Origin of the sequence: Paenibacillus alba (assembly GCF_013204855.1) — a bacterium.
Classification (GTDB): Bacteria; Bacillota; Bacilli; order Paenibacillales; family NBRC-103111; genus Paenibacillus_E; species Paenibacillus_E alba.
Window position 1 is genome coordinate 14475 of sequence record NZ_JABMKZ010000033.1, and the last position, 23687, is coordinate 38161.

23 protein-coding genes are annotated in these 23687 nt (G+C 48.0%); 21 read left to right on the top strand and 2 right to left on the bottom strand.

Annotated elements, in window-relative coordinates; all coding sequences use genetic code 11:
• Positions 1-53 precede the first annotated feature (53 nt).
• From HQN90_RS29000 to HQN90_RS29020, 5 genes are read left to right on the top strand one after another with little or no spacing between them, the layout of a single operon-like run.
• Positions 54-1700 carry an ABC transporter permease gene (locus HQN90_RS29000; RefSeq protein ID WP_173225562.1) on the top strand — a complete coding sequence of 549 codons (1647 nt, stop codon included), beginning with the start codon at positions 54-56 and terminating at the stop codon, positions 1698-1700.
• A 12-nt stretch (positions 1701-1712) separates the two neighbouring features.
• The gene (locus tag HQN90_RS29005; RefSeq protein ID WP_173225565.1) at positions 1713-2795 is read left to right on the top strand and encodes an ABC transporter ATP-binding protein; all 1083 of its coding nucleotides are present in this window, start codon (positions 1713-1715) and stop codon (positions 2793-2795) included.
• 36 nt (positions 2796-2831) lie between these two features.
• Complete coding sequence (locus tag HQN90_RS29010; RefSeq protein ID WP_173225568.1) at positions 2832-3776, top strand: ComEC/Rec2 family competence protein; 945 nt, start codon at positions 2832-2834, stop codon at positions 3774-3776.
• 39 nt (positions 3777-3815) lie between these two features.
• Entirely contained in the window at positions 3816-4259 is a 444-nt protein-coding gene (locus HQN90_RS29015; protein ID WP_173225571.1) for a DMT family transporter, read from the top strand.
• A gap of 32 nt (positions 4260-4291) precedes the next feature.
• Positions 4292-5110 carry an inositol monophosphatase family protein gene (locus HQN90_RS29020; protein WP_173225574.1) on the top strand — a complete coding sequence of 273 codons (819 nt, stop codon included), beginning with the start codon at positions 4292-4294 and terminating at the stop codon, positions 5108-5110.
• Between the two features lie 424 nt (positions 5111-5534).
• Here the strand turns inward: HQN90_RS29020 and HQN90_RS29025 are convergent, their stop codons facing one another.
• The gene (locus HQN90_RS29025) at positions 5535-6236 is read right to left on the bottom strand and encodes an endonuclease domain-containing protein (protein WP_216855497.1); all 702 of its coding nucleotides are present in this window, start codon (positions 6234-6236) and stop codon (positions 5535-5537) included.
• A 386-nt stretch (positions 6237-6622) separates the two neighbouring features.
• Between HQN90_RS29025 and HQN90_RS29030 the strand changes: the two genes are divergently transcribed.
• The 12 genes from HQN90_RS29030 to HQN90_RS29085 all read left to right on the top strand — a co-directional run bounded on the left by HQN90_RS29030 (position 6623) and on the right by HQN90_RS29085 (position 19247).
• Positions 6623-7954 carry a hypothetical protein gene (locus HQN90_RS29030; RefSeq protein WP_173225577.1) on the top strand — a complete coding sequence of 444 codons (1332 nt, stop codon included), beginning with the start codon at positions 6623-6625 and terminating at the stop codon, positions 7952-7954.
• A 167-nt stretch (positions 7955-8121) separates the two neighbouring features.
• Positions 8122-9138, top strand: a complete 1017-nt coding sequence (locus tag HQN90_RS29035) for an NAD-dependent epimerase/dehydratase family protein (protein ID WP_173225759.1) — start codon at positions 8122-8124, stop codon at positions 9136-9138.
• A 2-nt stretch (positions 9139-9140) separates the two neighbouring features.
• The gene (locus tag HQN90_RS29040) at positions 9141-10208 is read left to right on the top strand and encodes a dihydrodipicolinate synthase family protein (RefSeq protein ID WP_173225580.1); all 1068 of its coding nucleotides are present in this window, start codon (positions 9141-9143) and stop codon (positions 10206-10208) included.
• Between the two features lie 13 nt (positions 10209-10221).
• On the top strand, positions 10222-10890 hold the full coding sequence (gene sdaAB, locus HQN90_RS29045; RefSeq protein ID WP_173225583.1) for an L-serine ammonia-lyase, iron-sulfur-dependent subunit beta: 669 nt from the start codon (positions 10222-10224) through the stop codon (positions 10888-10890).
• Between the two features lie 45 nt (positions 10891-10935).
• Positions 10936-11880, top strand: a complete 945-nt coding sequence (sdaAA, locus tag HQN90_RS29050; RefSeq protein WP_173225586.1) for an L-serine ammonia-lyase, iron-sulfur-dependent, subunit alpha — start codon at positions 10936-10938, stop codon at positions 11878-11880.
• A complete protein-coding gene (locus tag HQN90_RS29055; protein WP_173225589.1) occupies positions 11877-13088 on the top strand; it encodes a M20 metallopeptidase family protein in 1212 nt (403 codons plus the stop codon). The genes sdaAA and HQN90_RS29055 overlap by 4 nt, the downstream gene beginning before the upstream one ends.
• A gap of 141 nt (positions 13089-13229) precedes the next feature.
• Positions 13230-13988 (top strand): SDR family oxidoreductase, encoded by a 759-nt coding sequence (locus HQN90_RS29060; RefSeq protein ID WP_173225592.1) that lies wholly within the window; start codon positions 13230-13232, stop codon positions 13986-13988.
• Between the two features lie 47 nt (positions 13989-14035).
• Positions 14036-14755, top strand: coding sequence for an SDR family NAD(P)-dependent oxidoreductase (locus tag HQN90_RS29065; protein ID WP_173225595.1), 720 nt, complete (start codon positions 14036-14038; stop codon positions 14753-14755).
• Positions 14756-14781: 26 nt separating this feature from the next.
• A complete protein-coding gene (locus tag HQN90_RS29070) occupies positions 14782-15432 on the top strand; it encodes a ThuA domain-containing protein (protein ID WP_173225598.1) in 651 nt (216 codons plus the stop codon).
• Positions 15433-16024: 592 nt separating this feature from the next.
• Positions 16025-16678 carry a FusB/FusC family EF-G-binding protein gene (locus HQN90_RS29075; protein ID WP_173225601.1) on the top strand — a complete coding sequence of 218 codons (654 nt, stop codon included), beginning with the start codon at positions 16025-16027 and terminating at the stop codon, positions 16676-16678.
• 167 nt (positions 16679-16845) lie between these two features.
• Positions 16846-17556: a hypothetical protein gene (locus HQN90_RS29080; RefSeq protein WP_173225605.1), complete on the top strand. Its 711-nt coding sequence runs from the start codon at positions 16846-16848 to the stop codon at positions 17554-17556.
• Positions 17557-17705: 149 nt separating this feature from the next.
• Positions 17706-19247: an ADP-ribosylglycohydrolase family protein gene (locus tag HQN90_RS29085; RefSeq protein ID WP_173225608.1), complete on the top strand. Its 1542-nt coding sequence runs from the start codon at positions 17706-17708 to the stop codon at positions 19245-19247.
• A 16-nt stretch (positions 19248-19263) separates the two neighbouring features.
• Here HQN90_RS29085 and HQN90_RS29090 read toward each other — a convergent pair whose 3' ends face one another.
• Positions 19264-20145 (bottom strand): AraC family transcriptional regulator, encoded by an 882-nt coding sequence (locus tag HQN90_RS29090; protein ID WP_173225611.1) that lies wholly within the window; start codon positions 20143-20145, stop codon positions 19264-19266.
• Between the two features lie 303 nt (positions 20146-20448).
• Between HQN90_RS29090 and HQN90_RS29095 the strand changes: the two genes are divergently transcribed.
• The 4 genes from HQN90_RS29095 to HQN90_RS29110 all read left to right on the top strand — a co-directional run bounded on the left by HQN90_RS29095 (position 20449) and on the right by HQN90_RS29110 (position 23203).
• Positions 20449-21429, top strand: coding sequence for a formylglycine-generating enzyme family protein (locus HQN90_RS29095; protein WP_173225614.1), 981 nt, complete (start codon positions 20449-20451; stop codon positions 21427-21429).
• Between the two features lie 24 nt (positions 21430-21453).
• Entirely contained in the window at positions 21454-21624 is a 171-nt protein-coding gene (locus tag HQN90_RS29100; RefSeq protein WP_173225617.1) for a hypothetical protein, read from the top strand.
• Positions 21625-21702: 78 nt separating this feature from the next.
• Positions 21703-22785: an MraY family glycosyltransferase gene (locus tag HQN90_RS29105; RefSeq protein ID WP_173225620.1), complete on the top strand. Its 1083-nt coding sequence runs from the start codon at positions 21703-21705 to the stop codon at positions 22783-22785.
• Entirely contained in the window at positions 22775-23203 is a 429-nt protein-coding gene (locus HQN90_RS29110) for a ribosomal maturation YjgA family protein (protein ID WP_173225623.1), read from the top strand. Before HQN90_RS29105 ends, HQN90_RS29110 begins: the two co-directional genes overlap by 11 nt.
• The last annotated feature ends 484 nt before the right edge of the window (positions 23204-23687 follow it).

Below are 23687 nucleotides of genomic sequence, written 5' to 3' on the forward strand. Positions count from 1 at the left end.
GCAAATCGGCCAGGGGCAGGTGCATGTTGATAACCGAAAGGTGTGGGGAGTGCTTGATTTCAACGACTATCAAAGACACCTGGGCAGAAATGAAGAAGTTAAGAAGCGAGCCTGTCTTAGCTATAGGTGTGGCAATTATCGTTCTAATTGCTTGTTATTTTGTCATTTGGCCTATTGTGAAGGTCATCAGTTTTTCTAGGTTAGAGGATTATTTGAAGCTCATTACGTATCCAAGGTGGTATCGCGCTGCCTGGCATAGTTTATTCATGACCGTGATATCGACGGTTTCCTGTACGATTGTCGCTTTTGTTTTTGCCTATACGATCACAAGATTGAAAGTTCCGTTTAAACCGCTCTTCCGTTTTATCACGCTGCTACCGATCGTGTCACCTCCGTTTATTGTAGCTTTGTCTTACATCCTGCTCTTTGGTGGACAAGGTATTATTTCTAAATATATTTTGCACGTTAAAATTGATATTTACGGCTGGCACGGCTTATGGCTGGTTCAGACGATGACCTTTTTTCCTTATGCGTACGCGGTTATTCATGGCGTGATGAAATCGACCTCCGTCAATTTGGAGTATGCGGCTTATAACATGGGAGCTACCCATTTCCAAGTATTCAAAAATGTTTTTCTGCCTTTGTGCAGACCGGGCTTGGCAGGCGGAGCACTGATTGCAGCAATGAACGTGCTGGCTGATTTTGGGAATCCAATGATTATTGCCGGCAATTTCAATGTCCTGCCAACGGAGGCTTATATGCAGATGTCCGGGTTATTTGATTTGAATTCGGCTGCCGTTCTTTCAACCGCTCTTTTGCTGCCGGCATTAGGCTTGTTCGTATGGAACCGAGTATGGGTTGGCCAACGATCCTACGTTACCGTAACGGGGAAGGATACATCTTTGGAGCATTATCCAATACCATCTGCGGTTAAATGGGGATTGTTTGCATGCTGCATGCTGATTACACTCATCGTACTTGCTGTTTACGGCGTGTTGTTTTATGGCGCATTTACGAAGACGTGGGGTTACGACTGGTCCTTCACCTTACAAAATATCCATTACGTTGAAGCGAAGGGCAGAGAGATTTGGAATAGCTTAAAATATGCTCTGCTCGCTTCATTGGCAGCTGGATTGTTTGCCCTTCCGCTTGCTTATATTGTTCAAAGAAAACGTATTGGCATCAACCGTTTGCTTGATTTTCTGGCTATCTTGCCTGGCGCTGTTCCGGGAATCTTTTTAGGACTTGGCTTCGCCATGGCTTTTAATGAGAAACCGTTCCTGCTTACGGGTACTTCACTTATCATGATTCTGGCGCTTATGTTCTGGAATTTACCTACCTGCTATAGTGCGAGTCTTGCAGGACTTCAACAGATCAGCGGAGCACTCGAAGAGGCATCGCTTAATCTGGGCATGAACAGCTTGGCAACGCTCAGAAGGATTGTGCTTCCGTTATTGAAAGGACCGTTCATTTCGGGAATCGTAGTGTCGTTTCTTCGATCAGTAACTTGTCTAAGCGTTATCATTTTTATTTATTCAGCGAAAACCTCTGTAGGCACAGTGTCTATACTTGGCTTGGTTCAGAACGGAGAATGGGGGAGTGCCTCGGCATTTACCGTTGTGCTGATTTCCATCGCCTTTGCTGTGTTGTGCATAGCTCAGTATTTTTTCAGGAAACAAGGGAAATCGATAGAACTTTAAGCGGAGGAAATCATGAAGACAGAAGAACCGATGATCCGAATTTCAAATGTATCCAAACGCTTTGGTGATTTCGAGGCGATTAGCCAAGTGTCGCTTGATATTCCTGTCGGCAGCTTCACTACGCTGCTTGGGCCAAGCGGCTGCGGCAAGACTACACTTATGCGTCTAATTGCCGGATTTTATGAGCCGGATGCCGGATCTATTTCGATACAAGGCAAAAACGTGAATGGATTGCCGCCGTTCAAGCGGAATACACCGTTAGTTTTTCAAGAGTATGCGCTTTTTCCGCATATGACCGTTCAAGAAAACATTTCATATGGCTTGAAATTGCAGAAGCTGTCCAAGCAAGAGGCCAAAGAGAAAGTAGAGGCTATGCTCAGCATGTTCGGGCTTCAGGGCTTGCAGGATAGACTGCCGAGAGCACTAAGCGGTGGGCAGCAGCAGCGTGTTGCCTTCGCCAGAGCGCTGATCATGGGGCAGCAGGTCCTGCTAATGGATGAACCCCTCAGCAATTTGGACGCCAAGATGAGAGTCGAAGTCAGGAATGAATTGAGAGAGTTGCAGCAGCGTTTAGGGATAACCGCGATTTTTGTCACACACGATCAGGATGAAGCTTTGTCGATCTCGGACCGGATTGCTGTATTCAACAAAGGCCGTATCGGCCAAGTCGGCGATCCATGGGACATTTATTTCAAGCCGGAAAGCAAGTTTATCGCCGATTTCGTGGGGACCGCCAATTTTATAGATGGTGAAGTAACGGCTTTTGAAGATGAGGATTTGATTGTAAAATGCGGTTCGGACGTGTTCAGGGTGCATCAGAGTCACACTTCCTTTCGCATAGGTGATCAGGTGACCTTAGTGATTAGGCCGGAATGCATCACAATCAGTGAAGATCCGGTTGCTGGGGACAATGTGTGGAGTGGCGAAATACAAAGGAGCAGCTTTTTGGGACGAATGATTCGATATTGGATTAACGCATCACCGCTGCAATGGATTGTAGATGATGCTAGTCCAAGCGTGAGAGGTTATCTGAAAGGGAACGTGTATGTGGGTTTGGATAAATATAAAATTCATTTACTGCCTTTCGAAAAATAGAAACATGCAAACTTACCCAAAAGAGGAGATTGGTAAATGAATAAAGCCAAAGTTCAGTTTCTTAATGTCGGTTGGGGTGACGCTCATCTGATTCAGCATCCTTCAGGCACCGTTTCATTAATCGACGGAGGGGATGGCACATTCTCAGATGAACAGGATCATCCCTTATTATGGATGAACCGGAATAAGAAGGATTGCTTGGAATGGTTGATCCTGACCCATATTCACAATGACCATCTGCAAGGACTCCTGGATATTGCGAAGGTTAAAATAGTCAAAAAGGCGATATTGCCCTACAAACCGTTCCTCCTTCCGCCAAAGCAGCTTGTTCAAGAGCAGGATGACAGCTTCGCAATGAGAGTTTATCTGATGTTAGCTTCCTATTTGGAGTTAATTGAAGTATTAGCCGAGCAAGGGACTGAAATAAAATGGCGTGACGAGTACGGATCTAACGCTGATTCCGTGATATGGTCGGAGGACGGCATTAGGCTTTCGCAGCTTTATCCGTGGAAAGGTGATTCATTGCCGGCTTACGAACGTTTAGCGAGCATTCTTCCTCATTTTAGCGCTGAAGGTAAAGAAGTGTGTGAAACCCTCATTGATTTCTTTGAATTATCGAACCATGATAGCTCGGTATATCGGCTCAGCGATGAGCAAGATTTGAAGTCGAGCGTGCTTTTTGGTGGTGATCTGTTGGAACCAGAGTGGGAGCGCCTCGCTCAGCGGACAGATATCAGCAGCCTGATATGGAAAGTATCGCACCATGGCATGCAGGACGGCTTTAATTCCCGCATTCTAGCCTGGATTAAGCCTGAGCACTGCATCATCCCTATTAGTCTGGAGCGGTCAATCCCTTTGCAAGAAGAGTGGAATGAACTTCGTTTGTGTACGAAGGCTACCCTGTACATGACAGGCAGCTTCGCTTCTGGGGAAAAACGCCAAATACATAGCGAAGGTATCTTAGTTGAAGTTGGTAATTAATTGGTGGGAAATGGAAGCTATGAGACTGGGGCGCAATCTATGCTAGGAAATAAATTCAGCCTTTTGCTTGCTTTTTCAGCGGGCTTGTTAGGTGTTACACAAGGAATGATCAATGCTTATATCGGCAAAATACAGGGCCAATACGGCATGATTATCGGTGTTTCGGCTGCGCAAATTGCGCTTGCCACTTTTTTATTATGGCGGGTCAAATCGGCTCCTCCCTTGCAGCAGCAGGTGATTCCATGGATGGGAATTGCAGGAATTATGGGAGTCTGCATCATGTTTGGGGTTTCCTATGCCGCAGGGAAAATTGGAACCCTTCCGGTTTTTGTTTTGATCATGGCCGGGCAGTTAATTGCTTCAACCGTTATCGATCATTTTGGACTCATGGGCGTCCCTCAAAGCCCTGTTAACTTTGCTAAATTAAGCAGCATACTGCTTATCATGACGGGGGTTTTGTGCTTAATCAAATCATCCCAATAAACCCATTTGACAGCTTGATGAGAGGAGAACATATGAATGAACAACTAGCGTACGAAGATGCTATCATGCAGGACGCAATCCGGTATGTCAAAGCAGCCGGTGGATTAATCATGGAACTCATGAAGAAACCTTTGCAAATTCAGGAAAAAAAGAACCAAGCCGATCTGGTGACCAAAGTGGATATGCATAGTGAACATTTCCTTCGCGATCAAATTTGTCGGGATTACCCGGATCACTGGATTTTATCGGAGGAAACCGATGGGGGGCGGGAGGATTCCCATCACATGCTGCTGGAGCCGCGCCAAGGATACGGATGGATTATTGACCCGATAGACGGCACAATCAATTTTATCCATCATCTGTCCCATTTTGCCATTTCCATAGGCGTCATGAAAGACGGGTGCCCGTTAATCGGAATCGTGTATAATCCAGTGACAGATGAGCTTTACTCGGCTCGGAAACACGGAGGCGCTTTTCTGAATGATCATCCCCTTCATGTCGGGCAGGAACAAGACATCTGCGAAGCCCTGTTGGCAACAGGATTTCAGGCCAAAGACTGGAAACCGAACTCCGTCGTTGTGGAGCAAATCGGACGGATGACAGGCAAGGCTCGGAGCGTGCGCATTTTGGGGGCAGCCAGTCTGGATCTTTGCCTCGTCGCGTCCGGAGGATTAACCGGATTCTGGCATGATGGACTGTATCCGTGGGATGTCGCCGCAGGTCTCGTCATCTTGCAGGAAGCGGGCGGCCAGATAACCAATGCGGCAGGAAAGCCTTTTGAATTAAGCGATACCACCTTGGTGGCATCGAATTCAGTGATTCATGAGGCTTTGATTTCTATTTTGCTTTGAAATGTTGGGGGGCAGCGAGCCGGCTAGAGAGGCAGTCTCACTGGCCAATCCGCCCCGGCGCTGCCCCGAGCGGGCGAAAAAAGCAGTCTCAGCTGCGAAAAGTGGCCTGGGTTGAGGGATAGAAGAGCGAGGCTGCCGAAAAGGCAGTCTCTTTGGCTTGCCTGCCCAGGACCCGCCCCGAGCGGGCGAATAAAGCAGTCTCAGCCACCAAAAGTGGCCTGAGCCGCGAAAAAGAAGAGCGAGCCTGCCGAAAAGGCAGTCTCAGCGGCGAATCCGCCGCCTCCCGGCCCCGAGCCGGCGAAAAAAGCAGTCTCAGCCCCCAAAAGTGTCCTGAGTCGCAAAAAAGAAGAGTGAGCCTGCCGAAAAGGCAGTCTCAGGGCGCAATCCGCCGCGTCCCGGCCCCGAGCCGGCGAAAAAAGCAGTCTCAGCCACCTCTAAACTGATTTTGCTCTTCCCAGATGCCTTGTGTATGCTCATGCAAACGGTAGCTCCTAATACACTTTGTTCCGCTTCCGGCGGGCTTGAGTAATCGTTTTTCAGTCATGGCTTTAAGAATGTCACATGATTTTTTTATACCAAAATGGAGAAGGTGGCTCACATAACTTGGTTTAATTACGCCGTTGCCAGAGAGAGCTAGGCGGATAATCTCGCTCTCAATGTGGTTGATGGTTATATCTGCTAACGTTCGTCCACTAAGGAATCGTCCCATAAATTGCTGCAGGATTTGTTCGCACATTCTGGGACGATCTTTAACGTCGTCGAAGGAAAAACGGAGGATCTTCCAGCCATCGATGATGAGATGGTTTTGGCGAATCCACTGATCAGCAAATTGGGTGCGGGTTATTTGTGTGGAATGAGGACCATAACCATCAATTTCGATAGCTAGCTTTAAAGCATGATGAAAAAAAGCGAAATCTAGAAATCGGGTGCCATCTCGGAAATCCTTGATTTCATACTCAGGATGCAGGTTGTTAAAGTTGCGGAATGCCGGCCACCAAACTTGTTGCAGAAATAGTTTTTCTCCGTGACCTAACCCTTCTTTAAGCTTCCGTAATCGTTCTCCTTTCCGCACAGCGAGATGCTGCACTAAGAAATTTTCAATAGCAAGTTGCCTGGCTTCATTCAACGGACATGCCTCCTTTAGAAATAAATAAGCCGCTCTTCGAGTTAAACAGCGAATGCTGACTCGAAAAGCGGCGTGTACTTCACAGCCGAATGATTCATGATATTCCTTTTGATCCTTAATTGAAAAAAAACATATCACAAGAAACAATTTAAAGATAGGTGCTTTTGTAAAAAATGGATGGATTCCATAGAAAAAAGAAGGTTTATATGGACTGTTTTTATGGAGTCAATAAGTCTCCTTGTAAGTTTTCGCTGCGTTGACAGAAGAACCGCACAACGATCTGGAAAGTTAATCTGGATCAGCTTCGCAAAATGAAGCCCTTGTCCACCAGCCTGACGTGTGGTTATAATGGGTTCACCAAGCCTATAAAGGAGTTACTTGCTGTTATGGATACTGCAAATCGGATCGCGATAGGGATACTCGGGCCAGAAGCGCTGGTGAATAAGGTACTGCATGTCATCACCTCATCATTTCCATCTTTTCATCCTGTAGCTAGAATATGCTCTGTAGAAGAAGCTTCAGCGGCAGCGGAACAGCTGTTAAGAGAAGTAGAGGTGCTCCTGATTACGGGACCGACACTGTATCGCAGGGTGAAGGAGCAGGTGATCACACCGCTGCCCGTGCATGTAATTCCACTGACAGACACCGGGCTGATCAGTGCGCTTTATCGTCTCAAAAGCGAACATTGGCACAGCCCCAGCGGGATTGTGTTCAGCGTTGATTCCTTCACCTCTTCTGCGATTGGGAGAATCGTTGCTGAAATTGGCGAGAAGCCCGCGAGCTTCCTTGTGTATGACGGACAACCTTATCCGCAGGCGGATGAGCTCGTGAAATTTCATGCGGAAGCTTATCGAGGTGGAAGCTCGCAAGCCGCGCTTACAACGGAAAGCGAAGTTGCGGAAGCACTGACCAGAGACGGAATCCCCTGTGAATGGATTAAGCCGACGGACCAGAATATCACCGTTGTGCTCGAGCGGGCCTTGTTGTCTACGGAAACCAGACGAAGCAAGGAAGCACAGATTCTCGTCGGAATGCTTAATGTGGATGATTTTGGCAAACGGCTGCAATTAAAGGGCTCTGAGCACGATATTCAGCGGTTTAAGCTGGATATTCACAGAAAGCTGATTGATTATGTAGAATCGCTGGATGGTTATTTGACACATCTGGGAGCAGATGAGTATTTATTTTTCACGACCCGGGGCATCTTCGAGCGGGAGACGGTTGGCTACAAAACAGTGCCATTAGCCCGAGAGATTTGGAAATCGCTGGGTTTGTCGCTAAGCATGGGGATTGGCTTTGGACGTAGTGCGAATGAAGCGGGCACACATGCGCGTTTGGCTCTTAGACGATGTAAGGAGGCTGGAGGCAACACTTGTTTCATTGTTCGTGAGGATAAAACGCTGATCGGACCGCTGGAAATGGCGGATTCGCTAAGCCGTGACTTGTCGGTAACCGACCCCGAGCTGCTGAAAAAAGCCGAAGATGCAGGAATGACCTCCGCCTATTTAAGCCGGCTGCTCACAACTGTGGCGAGGACAAGCAAGCTGGATTACGAGGTGCATGATTTAGCAGCTATTCTTGGAATTACGGTGAGAAGCACGCACCGCTTGCTGCTGCAATGGATGGATCATGATCTAATTACCATAGCTGGTTCTGTGAAAGTGCCCAAGGGAAGGCCGAAGCAGTTGTTTCATCTCTCTTTTTTGGAAAATGTGTAGCCCCAAAAGCGCAAGTCGATACCGCTAATGTCAAAAGCCCGAGCTAGGACAGAGGCGGTTTTTATGCCACATTTAAAGACGATTAATAGATTTGTCTTTTATATATTTGGCAAGTTATACTTTCATCAGAATCGATTATTTGCAATGGATGAGAGGGGTAACAGATGATGAGAACATTGGCAGATTTGGAACAAGTAATGGCGGAGCCATCGGCCGAGTTAATAGCATTTATGCAGGAATTGGACGGGGATATTATGCTTCTGGGCGTTGGTGGCAAAATGGGACCGAGCCTCGCAAAGCTAGCTATGAATGCAATCTCAGCGGCAGGCGTCAAGAAAACCGTCTATGGGGTGTCACGTTTCTCTGAAGCGGGATTAAAAGACGAGCTTCAGTCCTATGGCATACAAACCATTGCCTGCGATCTGCTTAACGATCAAGCTCTACAAGAGCTTCCTGATGTCAAAAATGTCATTTACATGGCAGGTACGAAGTTCGGTACGACAGGCAAGGAGCATTTTACATGGATTATGAATGCGTATTTGCCAGGGCGGGTAGCGGAGAAGTTTCGCGACTCCCGTATCGTCGTGTTTTCGACAGGCAATGTCTACCCATTCACCCCAGTATCTTATGGCGGAGCGCATGAAGCAATTGCTCCAGCACCAATCGGAGAATATGGTCAATCCTGCTTGGGTCGTGAGAGAGTGTTCGAGCATTATAGTCAAAAGAACGGAACGCCAGTCCTTGTGTACCGCTTGAACTATGCCATTGACCTGCGTTACGGAGTTCTGCTGGAGATTGCAAAGTCCATTAAAGAGGGGCGTGCCATTGATTTATCCATGGGGCATTTCAACTGTATTTGGCAAGGGGATGCGAATGAAATCGCGATTCGTTCCTTGCTTGCGACACAAAGCCCAGCCAATTTCTTGAATGTGACCGGACCTGAGACGGTTTCTGTGAAATATGCAGCACAGCAGCTAGGGCAGCGCTTGGGCATTGAACCGCAGTTCGTTGGCGAGGAATCCGAAACCGCATTATTGAGCAATGCTGCGAAGAGTATGAAGCTGTTTGGCTACCCGCGGATTTCGCTTCTACAAATGTTTGATTGGGTTGCGGAATGGCTTCAGCATGGTGGAAGCATGATCAATAAACCAACACATTTCCAAGAAAGAGAGGGGAAATTCTAAGCATGGCGACACGACGGGAATTAACCACGCAGCAGCACATCGCGCTTCATGACGGGCTTGTTATTCCGGCACATCCCCTTGCTTTGGATGAGAACCGGCAATTGGATGAGCAAAGTCAGCGGGCATTGTCTCGTTATTATACAGCAGCAGGTGCAGGCGGCATCGCAGTAGGTGTGCACTCTACGCAATTCGAGATTCGCGAGCCGCAGCACAACTTGTTCGAAAAGGTGCTGCGCATGGCATCGGAAGAGGTTGATCGTGCTGGACTGACACGTCCTTTTATCAAGGTTGCCGGGATTTGCGGCCCGACAGAACAGGCGCTGCATGAAACGGATATCGCGATTGAGCTGGGGTATGACACAGGGCTGCTTTCGATGGGGGGCCTTGGTCATTGGAGTGAAGCGCAAATATTGGAGCGTACAGTCAAAATTGCAGAAAAAATACCAGTGATCGGCTTTTATTTGCAGCCTTCTGTTGGTGGCAAGGTGTTTAGCTTTGACTTTTGGAAAGAGTTTGCGAACATTCCAGGCATCGTTGCAATAAAAATGGCGCCATTTAACCGCTACCAAACGATTGATGTCGCTCGTGCCGTTTGCTATTCGAGCCGTCGCGATGAAATCGCCCTCTATACAGGTAATGACGATAATATTGTCAATGATCTATTGACCGTATATCGGTTCCAAGTTGCAGGCCAATCCGTGGAGAAACGCATTGTCGGCGGCCTCTTAGGCCATTGGGCGGTTTGGACACACAAAGCGGTTGAACTGCTTGAGGAAGTGAAGAAAGCTAGACAGAACGAGTCCATCTCTTTGGATTGGCTCACTCGGAATGTAGAGGTTACGGATACGAATGCTGCGTTTTTCGATCCGGCGCATGCTTTTGCAGGCTGTATCCCTGGGATTCATGAGGTACTGCGTCGACAAGGGTTAATGAAAGGTACGTGGTGCTTGAATCCGCATGAGCAGCTGTCCCCAGGACAATCCGAGGAAATCGACCTGATGTACCGTGATTATCCGCACTTGCATGATGATGCGTTTGTGAACAAGCATTTGGCTGAATGGTTGGAATAATGGAGGAGATTGCGTGCGGTTTAAAGACGTATTTTCGATCATTGGACCTGATATGATTGGACCTTCCAGCTCGCATACCGCCGGAGCTGTGCGAATCGGATTAGCTGCACGTCAATTGTTCGGCAGGCTGCCGCAGCGCGCTGAGCTTTATCTGTATGGCTCCTTCGCTGAGACTTATCAAGGCCATGGAACAGATGTTGCGCTGGCGGCTGGACTGCTCGGCTGGGGAACGGATAATGAGCGGATTCCGGATGCGTTAGCTGCGGCCGAGGATCTAGGGGTGGAACTGGTTTTTATTCCATCGCAAGGCATTGTCGGACATCCCAATACTGTAAGGATCTGCTTGAAGGCAGAAGGGATAGCAGATTTGAGTGTGCTAGGTACTTCAATCGGTGGCGGAAATATTGAAATTGTCGGAATTGATGATTTCGATGTACGCTTCTCAGCCAGCTTTCCGACTATGGTCATTACACATTCAGACCGTGCGGGAATGCTTGCTGAGATTACCTCCTGTTTTTCTCAAAACGGTGTGAACATAGGCTCTATGGATGTTGACCGCCGAAGCCGCAGCGGTGAAGCGCTGACAGTCATTGAGGCGGACAGCAGCTTTCCTGAGGAGCTAGTGCAAGCGATATTAGAAATAAAAGCGGATCTGTCCATACGTATCCTAGATCTTTCGTGATCGGTTATGACGATTAAAAAGGGATAATCAAGCCCAGGAGGTTATATGAGATTTTCCCATCTGCATGAATTAACTGCGCTTTGTCTGAAAGAAGGGAAGCCTATCCACCAACTGATGACGGAGGAGCAGGCGCAGGAATCCGGGCGTACTCTGAAGCAGGAAACCGATAAAATGCACAGCTATTATCTGGTCATGAAGGATGCCGTGAAACGCGGACTGACGCGGGATACGTTGTCGCGAAGCGGTCTCACGGGCAATGATGCCAAACGTGCGATGGCCCTAATTGAAGTACAATCCAGTCTCTTGGGGCCGATTTCCAGCAAAGCCCTTGCTTATGCGCTTTCCGTATCTGAGGTCAATGCCAGCATGGGCCGGATCATTGCTACACCTACGGCTGGTTCTTGCGGCGTTATTCCTGGTGTTTTTCTTAGTGTTCAAGAGCATTTTGGCTGGAGCGATGACCGCATGACTGAGGGATTGTTCACTGCTGGCGCACTTGGCTATATCATCGCCAATCGTTCGTTTGTGTCCGGAGCCGAAGGCGGGTGCCAAGCGGAAATTGGCTCCGCCGTGGCAATGGCGGCTGGCGCGCTGACTGAATTGCGCGGCGGGACGCCAGAGCAAGCTGTTCACGCTGTAGGCTTGGCGCTGAAGAATTCGCTTGGTTTGATTTGCGATCCTGTAGGCGGACTCGTTGAGATTCCCTGCATCGTCCGCAATGGCTTCGGGGCTGTTTCGGCAATCACCGCTTCGGAGATGGCGATCGCAGGCATTCGCAGCGTCATTCCGTCGGATGAGGTCATTGGCGCGATGCTCGAGGTCGGCGGCAGTATGCCGGACAAATATCGTGAAACCACTAAGGGCGGTTTAGCAGCTACGCCAACAGGAACTCGCATCATGCAGGAGCTATATGGCAAAGGAAAGTCCAGCCGTGAGAAATCGGAGACAGAAACGAAGCAGCCGGTTGCAGGAGAGGGTGATCTCAAATGAACAACAGTGGGAATAAGCAGCAGCAATCCCTTAAATCGCTGCATGCTGAAGCACAAGCCATTAGCTATGATATAGTGGCATTCCGCAGATGTCTGCATGAAGAGCCCGAGCTTAGTTTGGACGAGGGAGAAACAGCCCGGAAAGTAGCGGATCAGCTGCGTTTGTTAGGCCTTTCTCCACGCATGGGGATTGGTGGCCATGGCATTATCGCGGACCTTATTTATAGCGAAGACGGACCAACAATTGCTTTGCGCGCTGATATGGATGCCCTTCCTATCCAAGAAGAGACGGGTCTATCCTTCTCGTCCAAGCGGCCAGGTCGGATGCATGCCTGTGGACACGACGGACATACGGCAATGTTAGTTGGCGCGGCTAAGCTGCTGACGCAGTGGCAGGTTCCGCTTAAGGGGCGCATTCGGTTGTTGTTTCAAGCAGCGGAAGAAATCAATGCTGGAGCCAAAGCCCTGATTGCCGGCGGCGCCTTAGATGGCGTTGACGAAATTTACGGTTTGCATAATTTGCCAACGCTGGCAAACGGAATGGCTGCTACACGCCAAGGGGCGTTGATGGGCTCCGTCGACCGAATTGAGATCGAACTTACCGGCAAGGGGGGCCACGGTGCAATACCAGATCAAAGCATTGATCCGATCGTTGCGGCGTCTGCCATCGTGATGGGCTTGCAAACGGCTGTAAGCCGTGAAATTTCGCCGTTCGAGCCAGCTGTTGTGACGATTGGCAGCCTGCAAGCCGGCGAAGCGAACAACGTAATTCCCCATCGAGCTGTTCTGACGGGAACGGTCCGGACATTCGCCAAATCAACGCAACTGGGTATGGAGATGAGGCTGAGCCGAATTATTCGCTCGATTGCAGAGGCTTATCGCTGTGAAGTGGAGATTCGGTACGTGGAACAAACGCCAGTGCTGACGAACCATGATCAGTGCCTGCGGCATGTGGAATCCGTGATTGATCAAATGCTCCTTCCCGAACAGCGGGTCCAAGCTGAACCGACCATGGCTGGAGAAGATTTCTCCCTTTATCTCGAGAAGATCCCAGGTTGCTTCTTTTGGCTTGGTTCCGGTCCGAAGGAGAATGCCGATCAAGCGTTTGGGCTCCATCACCCCAAATACACACTTCATGAAGAATGCCTGCCTATCGGCGCTGCGCTGCTAGCAGGGATTGCAGTCAGCAGATTGCAAAAAGGTGTCTAGATGACCGTATCGTAAGCGTTCATATCATTCCATGTGCTAGATTGTGCATGGAATTTTTTGCTTTCGGGAAATTCATTGTATGGTAACATGGAAAGTGTTTATAGCACACTATTATAAAAGTACGTAGCTCAGGAGGCACTCATGGAATCAACTGCACGTTTGCAAGGAAAGCTTGCTCTTGTAACAGGAGCTTCAAGAGGACTTGGACGGCATATCGCTGTATCATTGGCCTCCGCGGGGGCTGTCGTCGCAGTAAACTATGCGAATAGCCAGCAAGATGCTGAAGAAACGGTAAGGATGATCACAGTTAACGGCGGCAAAGCCCAAGCCTTTCGCGCTGATGTAACAAGTGAGAAGGAGGTCCTCGAGCTTGTTCGGCAATCCGAGCAATATTTTGGCATCGGGATTGATGTGCTTGTGAATAACGCTACAGGGCCACAGCCAATGCTTTCTATCGAGGATAGTACGTGGCAAACGTACTTGGATCAGCTTGATTTTTTCGTCAAAGCACCGCTGCTTTTAGCTAAAGCGATTCTCCCCGGCATGAAGCAAAGGGGACAAGGGAGCATTATTCATATCGGCAGTGAGGTCGTTCAAATCGGCAATGCCAACTTTTCCAGCTATGTCACAGCCAAGGCAGCAATGGTCGGAATGACCCGATCTTGGGCTAGTGAGCTTGGCCCACAAGGCATACGTGTGAATCTGGTTGCGCCCGGATGGATTCCCGTTGAACGCCATGAAGGCGCTGAAATCAATGACTATCAGGCCGCAGTACCGCTGCAGCGAATGGGGGAACCGACCGATATTGCCAATGCAGTCGTCTTTTTTGCATCGGATGAGTCTAGATTCATCACAGGACAATGCTTGTCGGTAAACGGTGGTAACACGTTCGGCAGCTGACGGATCGAAATCCTATGATAGGGAAGTGCAGAAAGGAGTTGGCGATTATGGCAAGCATCGTATGTGTGACAGGAACGGATCGCGGAGTGGGCTTGGCGTTGACGAAGCTGCTGCTGGAAGCAGGTTGCTGCGTCTATGCAGGGAGTTATTTACCGGCCAATGAAGAACACGAGCGTTTGGCAGAGAAATATCCTGGAAAGCTTCATAGCTTTGTATTGGATATAGGCAGTGATGCGAGTGTAAAAGCTGCTGCAGAGCTTATTATGAAACAAACCGATGGCTTGGATTTGCTGATTAACAACGCGGGAATCCTTGGCGATATTAAGGGAACGATTGAGGATGAATTAGATTTTGAGGACATGCAGCAGGTGTTTAATGTAACTGCCTTAGGTGCTATCCGCATGGCGAATGCATTATTCGAACCGATCATGAAGGGCGGCAAATTCATCGTTAACATCTCCTCCGAAGCAGGGAGCATCGGTCAAAGCTATCGTGAGTCCTGGTATGGTTATTGCATGGCGAAGGCAGCGCTTAACATGGGTTCTTCCATTATTCATAACAAAATGAAAAAGGATGGCGGCCGCGTGCTGCTCATTCATCCGGGATGGGTGCAAAGTTATATGAGTGGCACATTGGACACCTCGGCCAGATTCACAGCGGATGAAGCTGCGGCTCATATCGTGAATCGCATTGAAAGCTGTAAGCACGTAATCCTTGATAAACCGCTCTACGTAGAGGCGCACAGCGGCAATGAAATTCCTTGGTAATCTAAATACGAAGGGAGTAGCGGAGAATGTCTACTAAACCGCAAGTCTTACTAGTAGGAGATCAAACGGATGCTCCATGGCATCCTTTAGAGCCGGCTCAACGGCAGTTAGAATCAATTCTTGGTCAGGAGTACGAGCTTGTTGGTACGGAAGATTATGAGAGTTTTGCTAAGCTGGGTCAGGAGAACCAACTGGAGGCATATAGATTCTGCCTGTCCTATACGGACTGCTGGAATCGCAGTTTAACGCGGGAACAAACGGCGGGAATCCTTCGTTATGTCGCGGGCGGAGGTGGACTGCTGGTTATTCACAACGGCGTTTCCTTGCATAACAACTATGAGCTGCTTCAAGTTATCGGCGCTAAGTTTACAGGACATCCTCCCTATCAATCATTGACCTATTCGGCCTCCATAGCGGACCATCCTTTGCTTGAAGGCGTAGAGAGCTTCACGGTGGACGAGGAGCCGTATATGTTCGAATTCGATCTGTTTACCAAGAAAACAGTCTTTCTTGAATATGAATACGAAGGCCGCAAGTACCCTGCTGCATGGGAAAGCAGCTATGGACTGGGCAAAGTCGTCTATCTTCAGCCAGGCCATCATGCTCCTTCGTTTGAACCAGTTTCGTATCGGAGACTGGTGTTGAATAGTGCTCGTTATGTAGCTGAACGCGGTTAACTCAATAAACGAGCTTATCGAAGCCGTCTCCGAATCAATTGGGGGGGCGGTTTGCGGCAAGCGAATCTACTGAATTCCAAATGAGTTCGGCTGAGAATAACTTCTTTTGAATCTACGAGAGGGAACTCTGTTCCTCTATTCGTGATCCAAACAGCTATTTAGCTAGTCAGACGGAACTGCGGTACGCTAATTTGTCTAAATTGCTGGGATTTCGCAGTAAAGTGGGGAAATAAGGGATCGTACTTCCCTTTCAGCTGCAAATATCGAATTCTGAGCCAATTAGCGGATCATAGTTCCTTTTCGTAAGGAAATGCCGAGAATCTTCTCATTCATTATTAAAAAAATTCTTTCCATTGATCTAGCAGGCTAATTTTTATTATAATAGTCGTATTCGGAACCGAGGGAGTTGGTAAAGATGGCAATGAAAGATTGCCGGATTGGCACAGTCTCATGCAAAGCCTACTTTAGAGGCGATACTTTGCATGGGCGCAATGTGAACGACAATTAATCGCCCATTACGCATATTTCGTTTCTAATAGTGGCTTTGCACCTTATTTCATTCATTTATCCATAAATAAGGGGCTGAACCAATATGTGTGATCCATTTATTAGAAACCACCAATATAATTTTATTAAAAAGCAAGCCGATTCACTGCTGAATGCTATTCGGACCAATGCCGATTCCAAAGTGCTGGCATCGCTAAGATATTTTACAGAAACTAAACTTGATGAGCTGTTTCCGCTTGCCACTGAAGGGCAGAAACAAATGCTCAATCGTATTTCCACATTAGAAAAAGCGGATGATTTCCAACAGTATATCAAGGCGTTAGAGCCCTATATCATTGGATTTCCCCAAGCAACAGAGAAGCAGCTCCTTAAACTGTTTCCCAAGAATAAGAAACTTAAGCTTCCTGACTTGTCAACCATCGACCATCGTTATGTAACCTATCTGAGTTGGATGGATATTGCTACGAATAAATTGTTCATGGTCTATCATGCCAATGGGCAATTCATTGGCATTGAAGGCAGAGCTACGCCTACCAATAAGAAAAGTTTTTGTTTTGTTTGCAATCGGTATGAGGAGCTTGTATTATTTTCGGCGACCTCCAAAATACGGCCACCCAAGTCTTCGCCTGATTATTATAAAACAGTGGGCAATTATTTATGTATGAATAGCGCGGATTGCAATAAAAATATCTCCGATATTTCAGCTTTAGAAAAATTTATTGATTCGGTCAACGGATAGACCGCTCAACCTCGAATTCCACTTTTGTGGATTCGAGGTTTTTTCATGTGTGTTACTTAGGTAATTTTAAGCAAACATTTATCCAAGTTTCAGCTTGGCTTCAAATTTTGTTCATATTTGAAAAGTAAGATAGGGGTTGTACGAAAAGAGATAGGAGTGATTATTCAATGAAGGTGAATATGAAAAAAATGGCGGGTATTTGTGTACTGGTTCCTGTCTTACTAACGGGATGCGCGAGCGGCAGTCAGCCAGCAGATGGCAAAGCAGCAGCGGCAGCGAGCACGACACAGCCTGCGCAGAATCAGGATCAAGGCACCAAAGCTTCTCCGAACGCTGCGAACAATGGGGCAAACCGGCCAGCTATGAGCACGGAGCTGCGTCAAATGTTCAGTACGATGCAGACGCTCCTTATGCTTGATAAAGCCGATGGCCTAGCGATAACGAAAGATCAAGCGCAGGTCATGCTGCCTGTAGCCGAGGAAGCTGTTACCAAAGGTGAACTCACGGATGACAACAAAACTAAGCTGCTGGAGAAACTGACAGACGCTCAGAAAAAATTCGTCGAAGACGCAGCGACACGCATGAATAACCGCGGCAACGGAAACGGTGGCAATGGTGGGCCTAATGGCGGCACGAATGGGGAGAAAGGCAACGGAGGAGGCAAACGCGGCAATGCAGCGGGAGATCCTGCGAAAACGCCTGCGGCGAGCGCGAAACCGGACGCTTCAAGCGGCAGCAGCACCGGCACAGGCAATGAGCAAGCACCTGCCAAAGGGCAAGGAGATGGCAAAGGTCCAGCTGGCAACGGTGGCGGAAACCGCGGCTTTGGCGATCCAGGTAAGCAACTGGTAGAGCTGCTGCAAACCAAGTTGAAGTAGAAGGCTACATAAGGCCGCCTCAAAGGGATGGACAAAGTTGATGATTTGTAAGTCTGGGAACTAAGATTTCTTCATGTAGACTCAGCTTCTCGCCTGTTATACTCAGCTTAAATAAGCAAGCAAATCAAGGATAAGGCGGAGGAACAGAGATGAAGCTGAGTTTACAGACGTATAGATCGAAATTGATGGGCTGCTGGATTGGCAAAAATGTCGGTGGCACCCTAGGGGCTCCATTTGAATGCAAGCGTGGCGTATTTGAGGTTGATTTTTACACCCAAGAGTTAAATGGAGAGCCCTTGCCTAATGATGATTTAGACCTCCAGCTTGTGTGGCTGAATGCTGTGGAGAAGTATGGCCGCAATGTGACGGCTTCTATATTGGGCGAATACTGGCTTTCCTATATTGTCCCGAACTGGGGCGAATACGGTGCAGGCAAAAACAACCTCAGACAAGGAATCGTTCCCCCCTTATCAGGCTATGTGGACAATGTTTACCGCGACAGCAACGGCGCCTACATTCGCTCGGAAATTTGGGCGTGTCTTGCCCCGGGAAATCCCGATATTGCGGTCAAATACGCTTATGAAGATGCGATTGTTGATCATAGCCATGAAGGCGTATATGCGGAAGTGTTCTTTGCTGCCATTGAGAGCGCAGCTTTTGTGGAAAGTGACAGAAATAAATTGATCGAGATCGGCTTGTCGTATATTCCTGCGGAATCCGGTGTTGCCAAAGGTGTGGCATCTGCGATAGATGCATATAAAAAAGGACTGACTTGGCAGGAAGCACGCATTCAAGTGATGACGGATGTGCCAGGCAGCTTCGGGATTCTGGGGATGAATACGGAGGATTTGCCGCAGGACGTTCCGATTGGCAAGATGGGTTATGATGCGCCGAGCAATGTGGGGATTACGCTCATAGGCTGGTTGTATGGCGAAGGCGACTTCGGCAACAGTATTTGCATTGCCAATAACTGCGGGGAAGACACCGACTGCACGGCAGCGACGATTGGCTCGATTCTGGGCATTATCGGCGGGGCTGAAAGTATTCCAACCAAATGGACGGATCCTATCGGGGATAGCATTAAGACGCTGTGTCTTAATTTGGGCGATCAGGGTCTGCGCGTTCCGAAAACTGTCGTTGAATTGACAGAACGGATTTTGCGTTTGGCGCCTTCGTTCTTGGGCAGTGAGCTTTGCGATGTGCTTTCAGGAGCGGAAGGGTATACGATTGCGATGAAAGAAGGCGCTCAGTTGCAAAGTCAGCCAATGCGCGTGAATGCTTGGCTGAATCGCAGCTTCGCGGATAAGCTGGAACAAAGTCCTTTCCAAGTCCCTTACGATTTCACGATCTTCTCAGCGATAGTTGATTATCAGGAAGCGCCATTTGTTCAGGATGGAACCGCTAAGAAGATTAAACTGATCATCGACAATCAGTTGTTTATGCAGCAATGGCTGCAGATCAAATGGCATTTGCCGGCTGAATGGAGCATCTCGCCAGGCCCGAAAGTTGCTTCATCGCTGGAGAACTACCACTGCAATGTCGGCAGAACAGAGCTTGAATTCACGATCTATCCTCAAGGCTTGCAGGAAGCCAGATATGATCTCATTGTCGAAATTACTTCGCAAGGCCGGCCGACGAAAGGACTCATTCCGATAGTGCTTATGAACGGGGTACCGAAGGCTAATAGTTAAGTTTTGTTGCTAAATCTCATATATCTCGAAATTGCTGGGGGCTTATGCCTTCCAGCTTTTTGAATATCCGGGAGAAATAATACGGATCCTGAAAGCCAACTTCCTCTGCAATATCGCGAATCATACATGAGGTGCTGGTGAGCAGATGCTTCGCTTTTTGGATTTGCAGTTGATGAACATAGGAACCGATGGTCGTGTTTGCGTACTTTTTGAAAATTTGGCATAAATATTCGTAATTATGATGCAGGGCCTGCTCCAAATCTTCACTGGAGGGATTGGTCGTGTACGTTTCATCCAACAGATTCACGAGCCGGCGGTAGAGCAAAAAAGTAGAAGAAACTTCGGCTTGCAAGTCCTTTTGGTCCAAAACATCTTGCGCAAGCAACTCCAGGATTTGCCCCAGCAGCAGCGTAGCGCGATAGCGGAAATATCCCTTAGGAACATGAAATTGCTGATGTATTTTCTCAAAAAGGCCAAGCAGCTCATAGCGATTAAACGGCTTGCTTTGCCGTGGGAGCAGTAGAAAGTCCATGTAACTGTCCGAATGGGATGTGCGGAGATCTTGCATAGCTGGGATGACCGCAGGATAGCGCTCAGCCGCGTCTTCTTTATGCAGGATCAACCCAGGCTCCGCAGCAAACTGCACCCAATAGAAACCGCTTTGCGCACCAATGGGCTTCCAGCAGCCATGCTTTTCCCACGGCATTAACAGGAATGTCTCACCGCTTCGCAGTTCCAGCCGCTCCTCGCCCACCTCTAAATAAACAGGTCCTTCTGTGACCATAAGCAGCTCAAAAAAAGGATTGGATTTCGGCCCGGCGAAATGTTCATTGCCAACTAATTCTGAAATCCATTTGACATCCAGTCTGGCTAATCGAGACAGCAGCAAATAATCCATACAGACACCTTCAATTTCCCAAGTTTCGTTTGAAGCCTTTTTATTATAGCATAGCCCAAGCCAGGCATTTGCCACTATCTTTCGTGGGCTGGATTTGTCGAAATTCCCACAATCATGAGAAGGTTTTTGGCCTTGAATCTTGAAATAATCAGTAAGCAAAGGTATACGAAGCAAAGATCCGAGTAGTATGATGATAAGGGGAAGATGAGACATGCCTGCAATCCAGGAGCCTATTGGCTTTTGTAAGTTATGAAATCAAAGGGTAATCCAGTTATAAATTTATGATGAGAAAGGAAGCTTACTATGGAATCCAATATGTCAGCGTGCTGCTCAGCAAGCCGCAATACAACTGCGCAGGTGCAGCAATCCCAATCCCCCGATGTTCAGATCGAGCCAAAGAATGATGCCCCAGCATCAAACAGGGACAACATGATTTTGTTAAATGGCGGTACCTTTCTGATGGGGACAGATGATCAGGAAGGCTTCCCTTCGGATGGCGAAGGTCCGATCCGTGAAGTCACGCTTAAGCCTTTCTATATAGATCCCTGCGCGGTAACGAACGCGGAGTTCAAGCAATTCATAGAGCAAACAGGGTATAAGACGGAGGCGGAAGCCTTTGGTTGGTCTTTTGTTTTTCATTTGTTCGTGTCCGAAGCAACAGCTCAAAATGTGAAAACGACCGTCCAGCAAACACCTTGGTGGTGGGTAGTGGAAGGTGCGGATTGGCAGCATCCGGAAGGTCCCGATTCCGATCTTGCAGAGCGCATGGATCATCCCGTAATTCACGTATCTTGGAACGATGCCATGGCGTATTGCAAGTGGGCTGGGAAACGGCTGCCGACAGAAGCAGAGTGGGAATTCGCTGCTCGCGGCGGCTTGGCCAAAAAGCGCTATCCTTGGGGAGACGAGCTGAAGCCGGGCGGCAAGCATATGTGTAATATTTGGCAGGGGAAGTTCCCTGATAAAAATAATAAAAGTGACGGCTATGCCGGAACTGCGCCTGTTCGGGCATTCGAGCCTAATGGCTTCGGCTTGTATAATGTATCGGGCAATGTTTGGGAATGGTGTTCTGACTGGTTCAGCCCAACGTATCATGCCAAAGGCAAGCGAGACAATCCTTCCGGTCCGCCGAAAGGAGAAGCGCGCTCGATGCGAGGTGGTTCCTACCTCTGTCATCGTTCTTACTGCAACAGGTATCGTGTGGCAGCCCGCAGCAAAAATACACCGGATAGCTCCACGGGGAATATCGGTTTCCGGTGTGCTGCTGACGTTACTATTTCATAGGGGTGTAAAGGTGGTTGGATAACGTTGATTAGATGCAAAAGTTGTTCGAAAATGACGGAGCTTCAAATGCAGCGCTGCACCCATTGCGGCGTCATTCTTTCCTATTCCGTAGCGGAGAAATTCGATATGTTGGCGGAATCTGTTGAAAATGCTTTGAAGAAGGAACTGGAAGAAAGAAGAAAGCAGAAGCATTAGGGATGCACACAACCTCAATTTTCATGACGAATGGAATTGAGGTTAAACACATAACGACTGAAAAGGGGTTGATCAAATTTGTTAGTTTCTTCGTTAGCGGCTGTACTTACTTCCGGTGTTATTTTGGTGCTCATCATGCCATGGATTAGGCGGCTGTCTGTTGCCATTGGGGCTGTAGCTGTTCCCAACCACCGGACGATGCACGACAGCATTATGCCTCGGCTGGGAGGGCTGGCGATATTCCTTTCATTTATGTCGGCAGTCGCTATATTTTACTCGAAATTAGTGCCTGCGCTTCCCGGATTCTGGGCTCTGCTCATCGCTGCTTGTGTCATTGAGCTGGTGGGGGTGCTTGATGATGTCTACACGTTATCGGCCAAATGGAAAATGTTAGGGCAGCTGATTGCTGCCGCGATCGTAGCGTTCTCGGGTTTCACGATTGACCAAATACATATTCCATTTGCTTACGATATTTATTTCCCAGGCTGGTTCTCTATCCTGTTGACCATTTTCTGGATTGTAGGATTAATTAATGCCTTGAATTGGATCGATGGATTAGATGGTCTTGCCACAGGGATTGCCGGCATTTCTTGTCTCTCTCTCGGCATCATTGCTGCTATAACCGGCAACATTCCTGTTTTGATTATCAGCTTGACGCTGCTAGGGAGCTTGGCTGGATTTTATTTGTTTAATTCTGAGCCTGCTTCGATTTTTATGGGCGAGTCCGGCTCTGCATTTCTTGGATTTGTACTAGCTGTTTTATCCATTCTGGGGTTCAAGCAGGCTGTATTCGTTTCTTTTATTATTCCTTTGCTCATACTGGGTGTTCCCATTCTGGATACGCTGCTTGCTATGGTAAGGCGCGGATTGCAAGGCCGCCCTCTGTATGAGGCAGACCGCGGCCATGTCCATCACCGATTGACGGATCTTGGCGTTAGCCGCCGGAGCACGGTGTATACGCTATATGCGGTTTCAGCCTTCTTGGGTATTTGCGCCATAATACTGACCAAAGCATCCAATTCAGGGATTACGCTTGTGATGCTGTTATTGTTGGTCGCCTTATTGATTCTTGCTGGTGCGCAATTAGTGGGAATTATGAAAGGCAAGCGTTCCTTTTATCAAGTATTTCGGAAATTAAGACGCGTTCGTGATGAGAAATAACGTTTGGGATGATCCGTTTCGTCTGAAGAAACGACTATGGTATGCAGCCCTTGTCCTGATAACGATAGGTTTGGGCTTAAGCTCTAGAAAGTTCTCGCATGTATTGCCAAGTTTCATTGCCAGCCATGCAGGTGATATGCTCTGGGCGAGTATGGTCTACTTCGGTTTTCGATGTCTATTCGTGAAGAAGAGCCTTATTTGGGCTGCTGCGTTGAGTCTGATTTTCAGCTATGCCATTGAATTTAGTCAGATGTATCAAGCAGAGTGGCTGGTTGACCTCAGGCAGACTGTCATAGGTTCCCTCGTTCTGGGAACAGGATTTCTTAAAGTTGATTTGATCAGATATGCTTTGGGCATCATACTCGCTTATTGTGTGGATATCCTTTGGTTCAAAAGCAGGGAAGATTCGTTGGCTTAACTCAAATCCTTAAAGGGGCTGCCCCTTAAGTAGACAAACCTACTTGAGGGCAGCTCTTTTTGCGCGCAATACGGTTCCCGAAAATGTCTATTTGGCAATCAAGCCCACATGTAAACGCGGCTAACCCTCTTTGAATGGCCTCCCTAGAGGGTTTCTTATGGATGTCGTCCAGCTCTAGCGTCAGTTACTTTTCGAAAACCTGCATTTGTGCATCTTTTTTACTCCACTAATAGCCTCAATCATGAAATTCCTGCAAATGTGCATGTTTTTGAGGTTGATTCTGGATTTTGGGCTGGAAAAGCGGGAAATACATGCACAATTGCAGGCATTTCCACTTTTAACCCAATTCGTCGGAAAATTCCTGCATTTTCGCAGGTTTTTGCGGTCGGTCGGGTCCCAACCAACGGTTAGCTGTCATGCCCCAGCAGTGTATAGAACAATTCTATTAAAGAATAGGAAACATCAATTAGACGAGAAGAAGGGC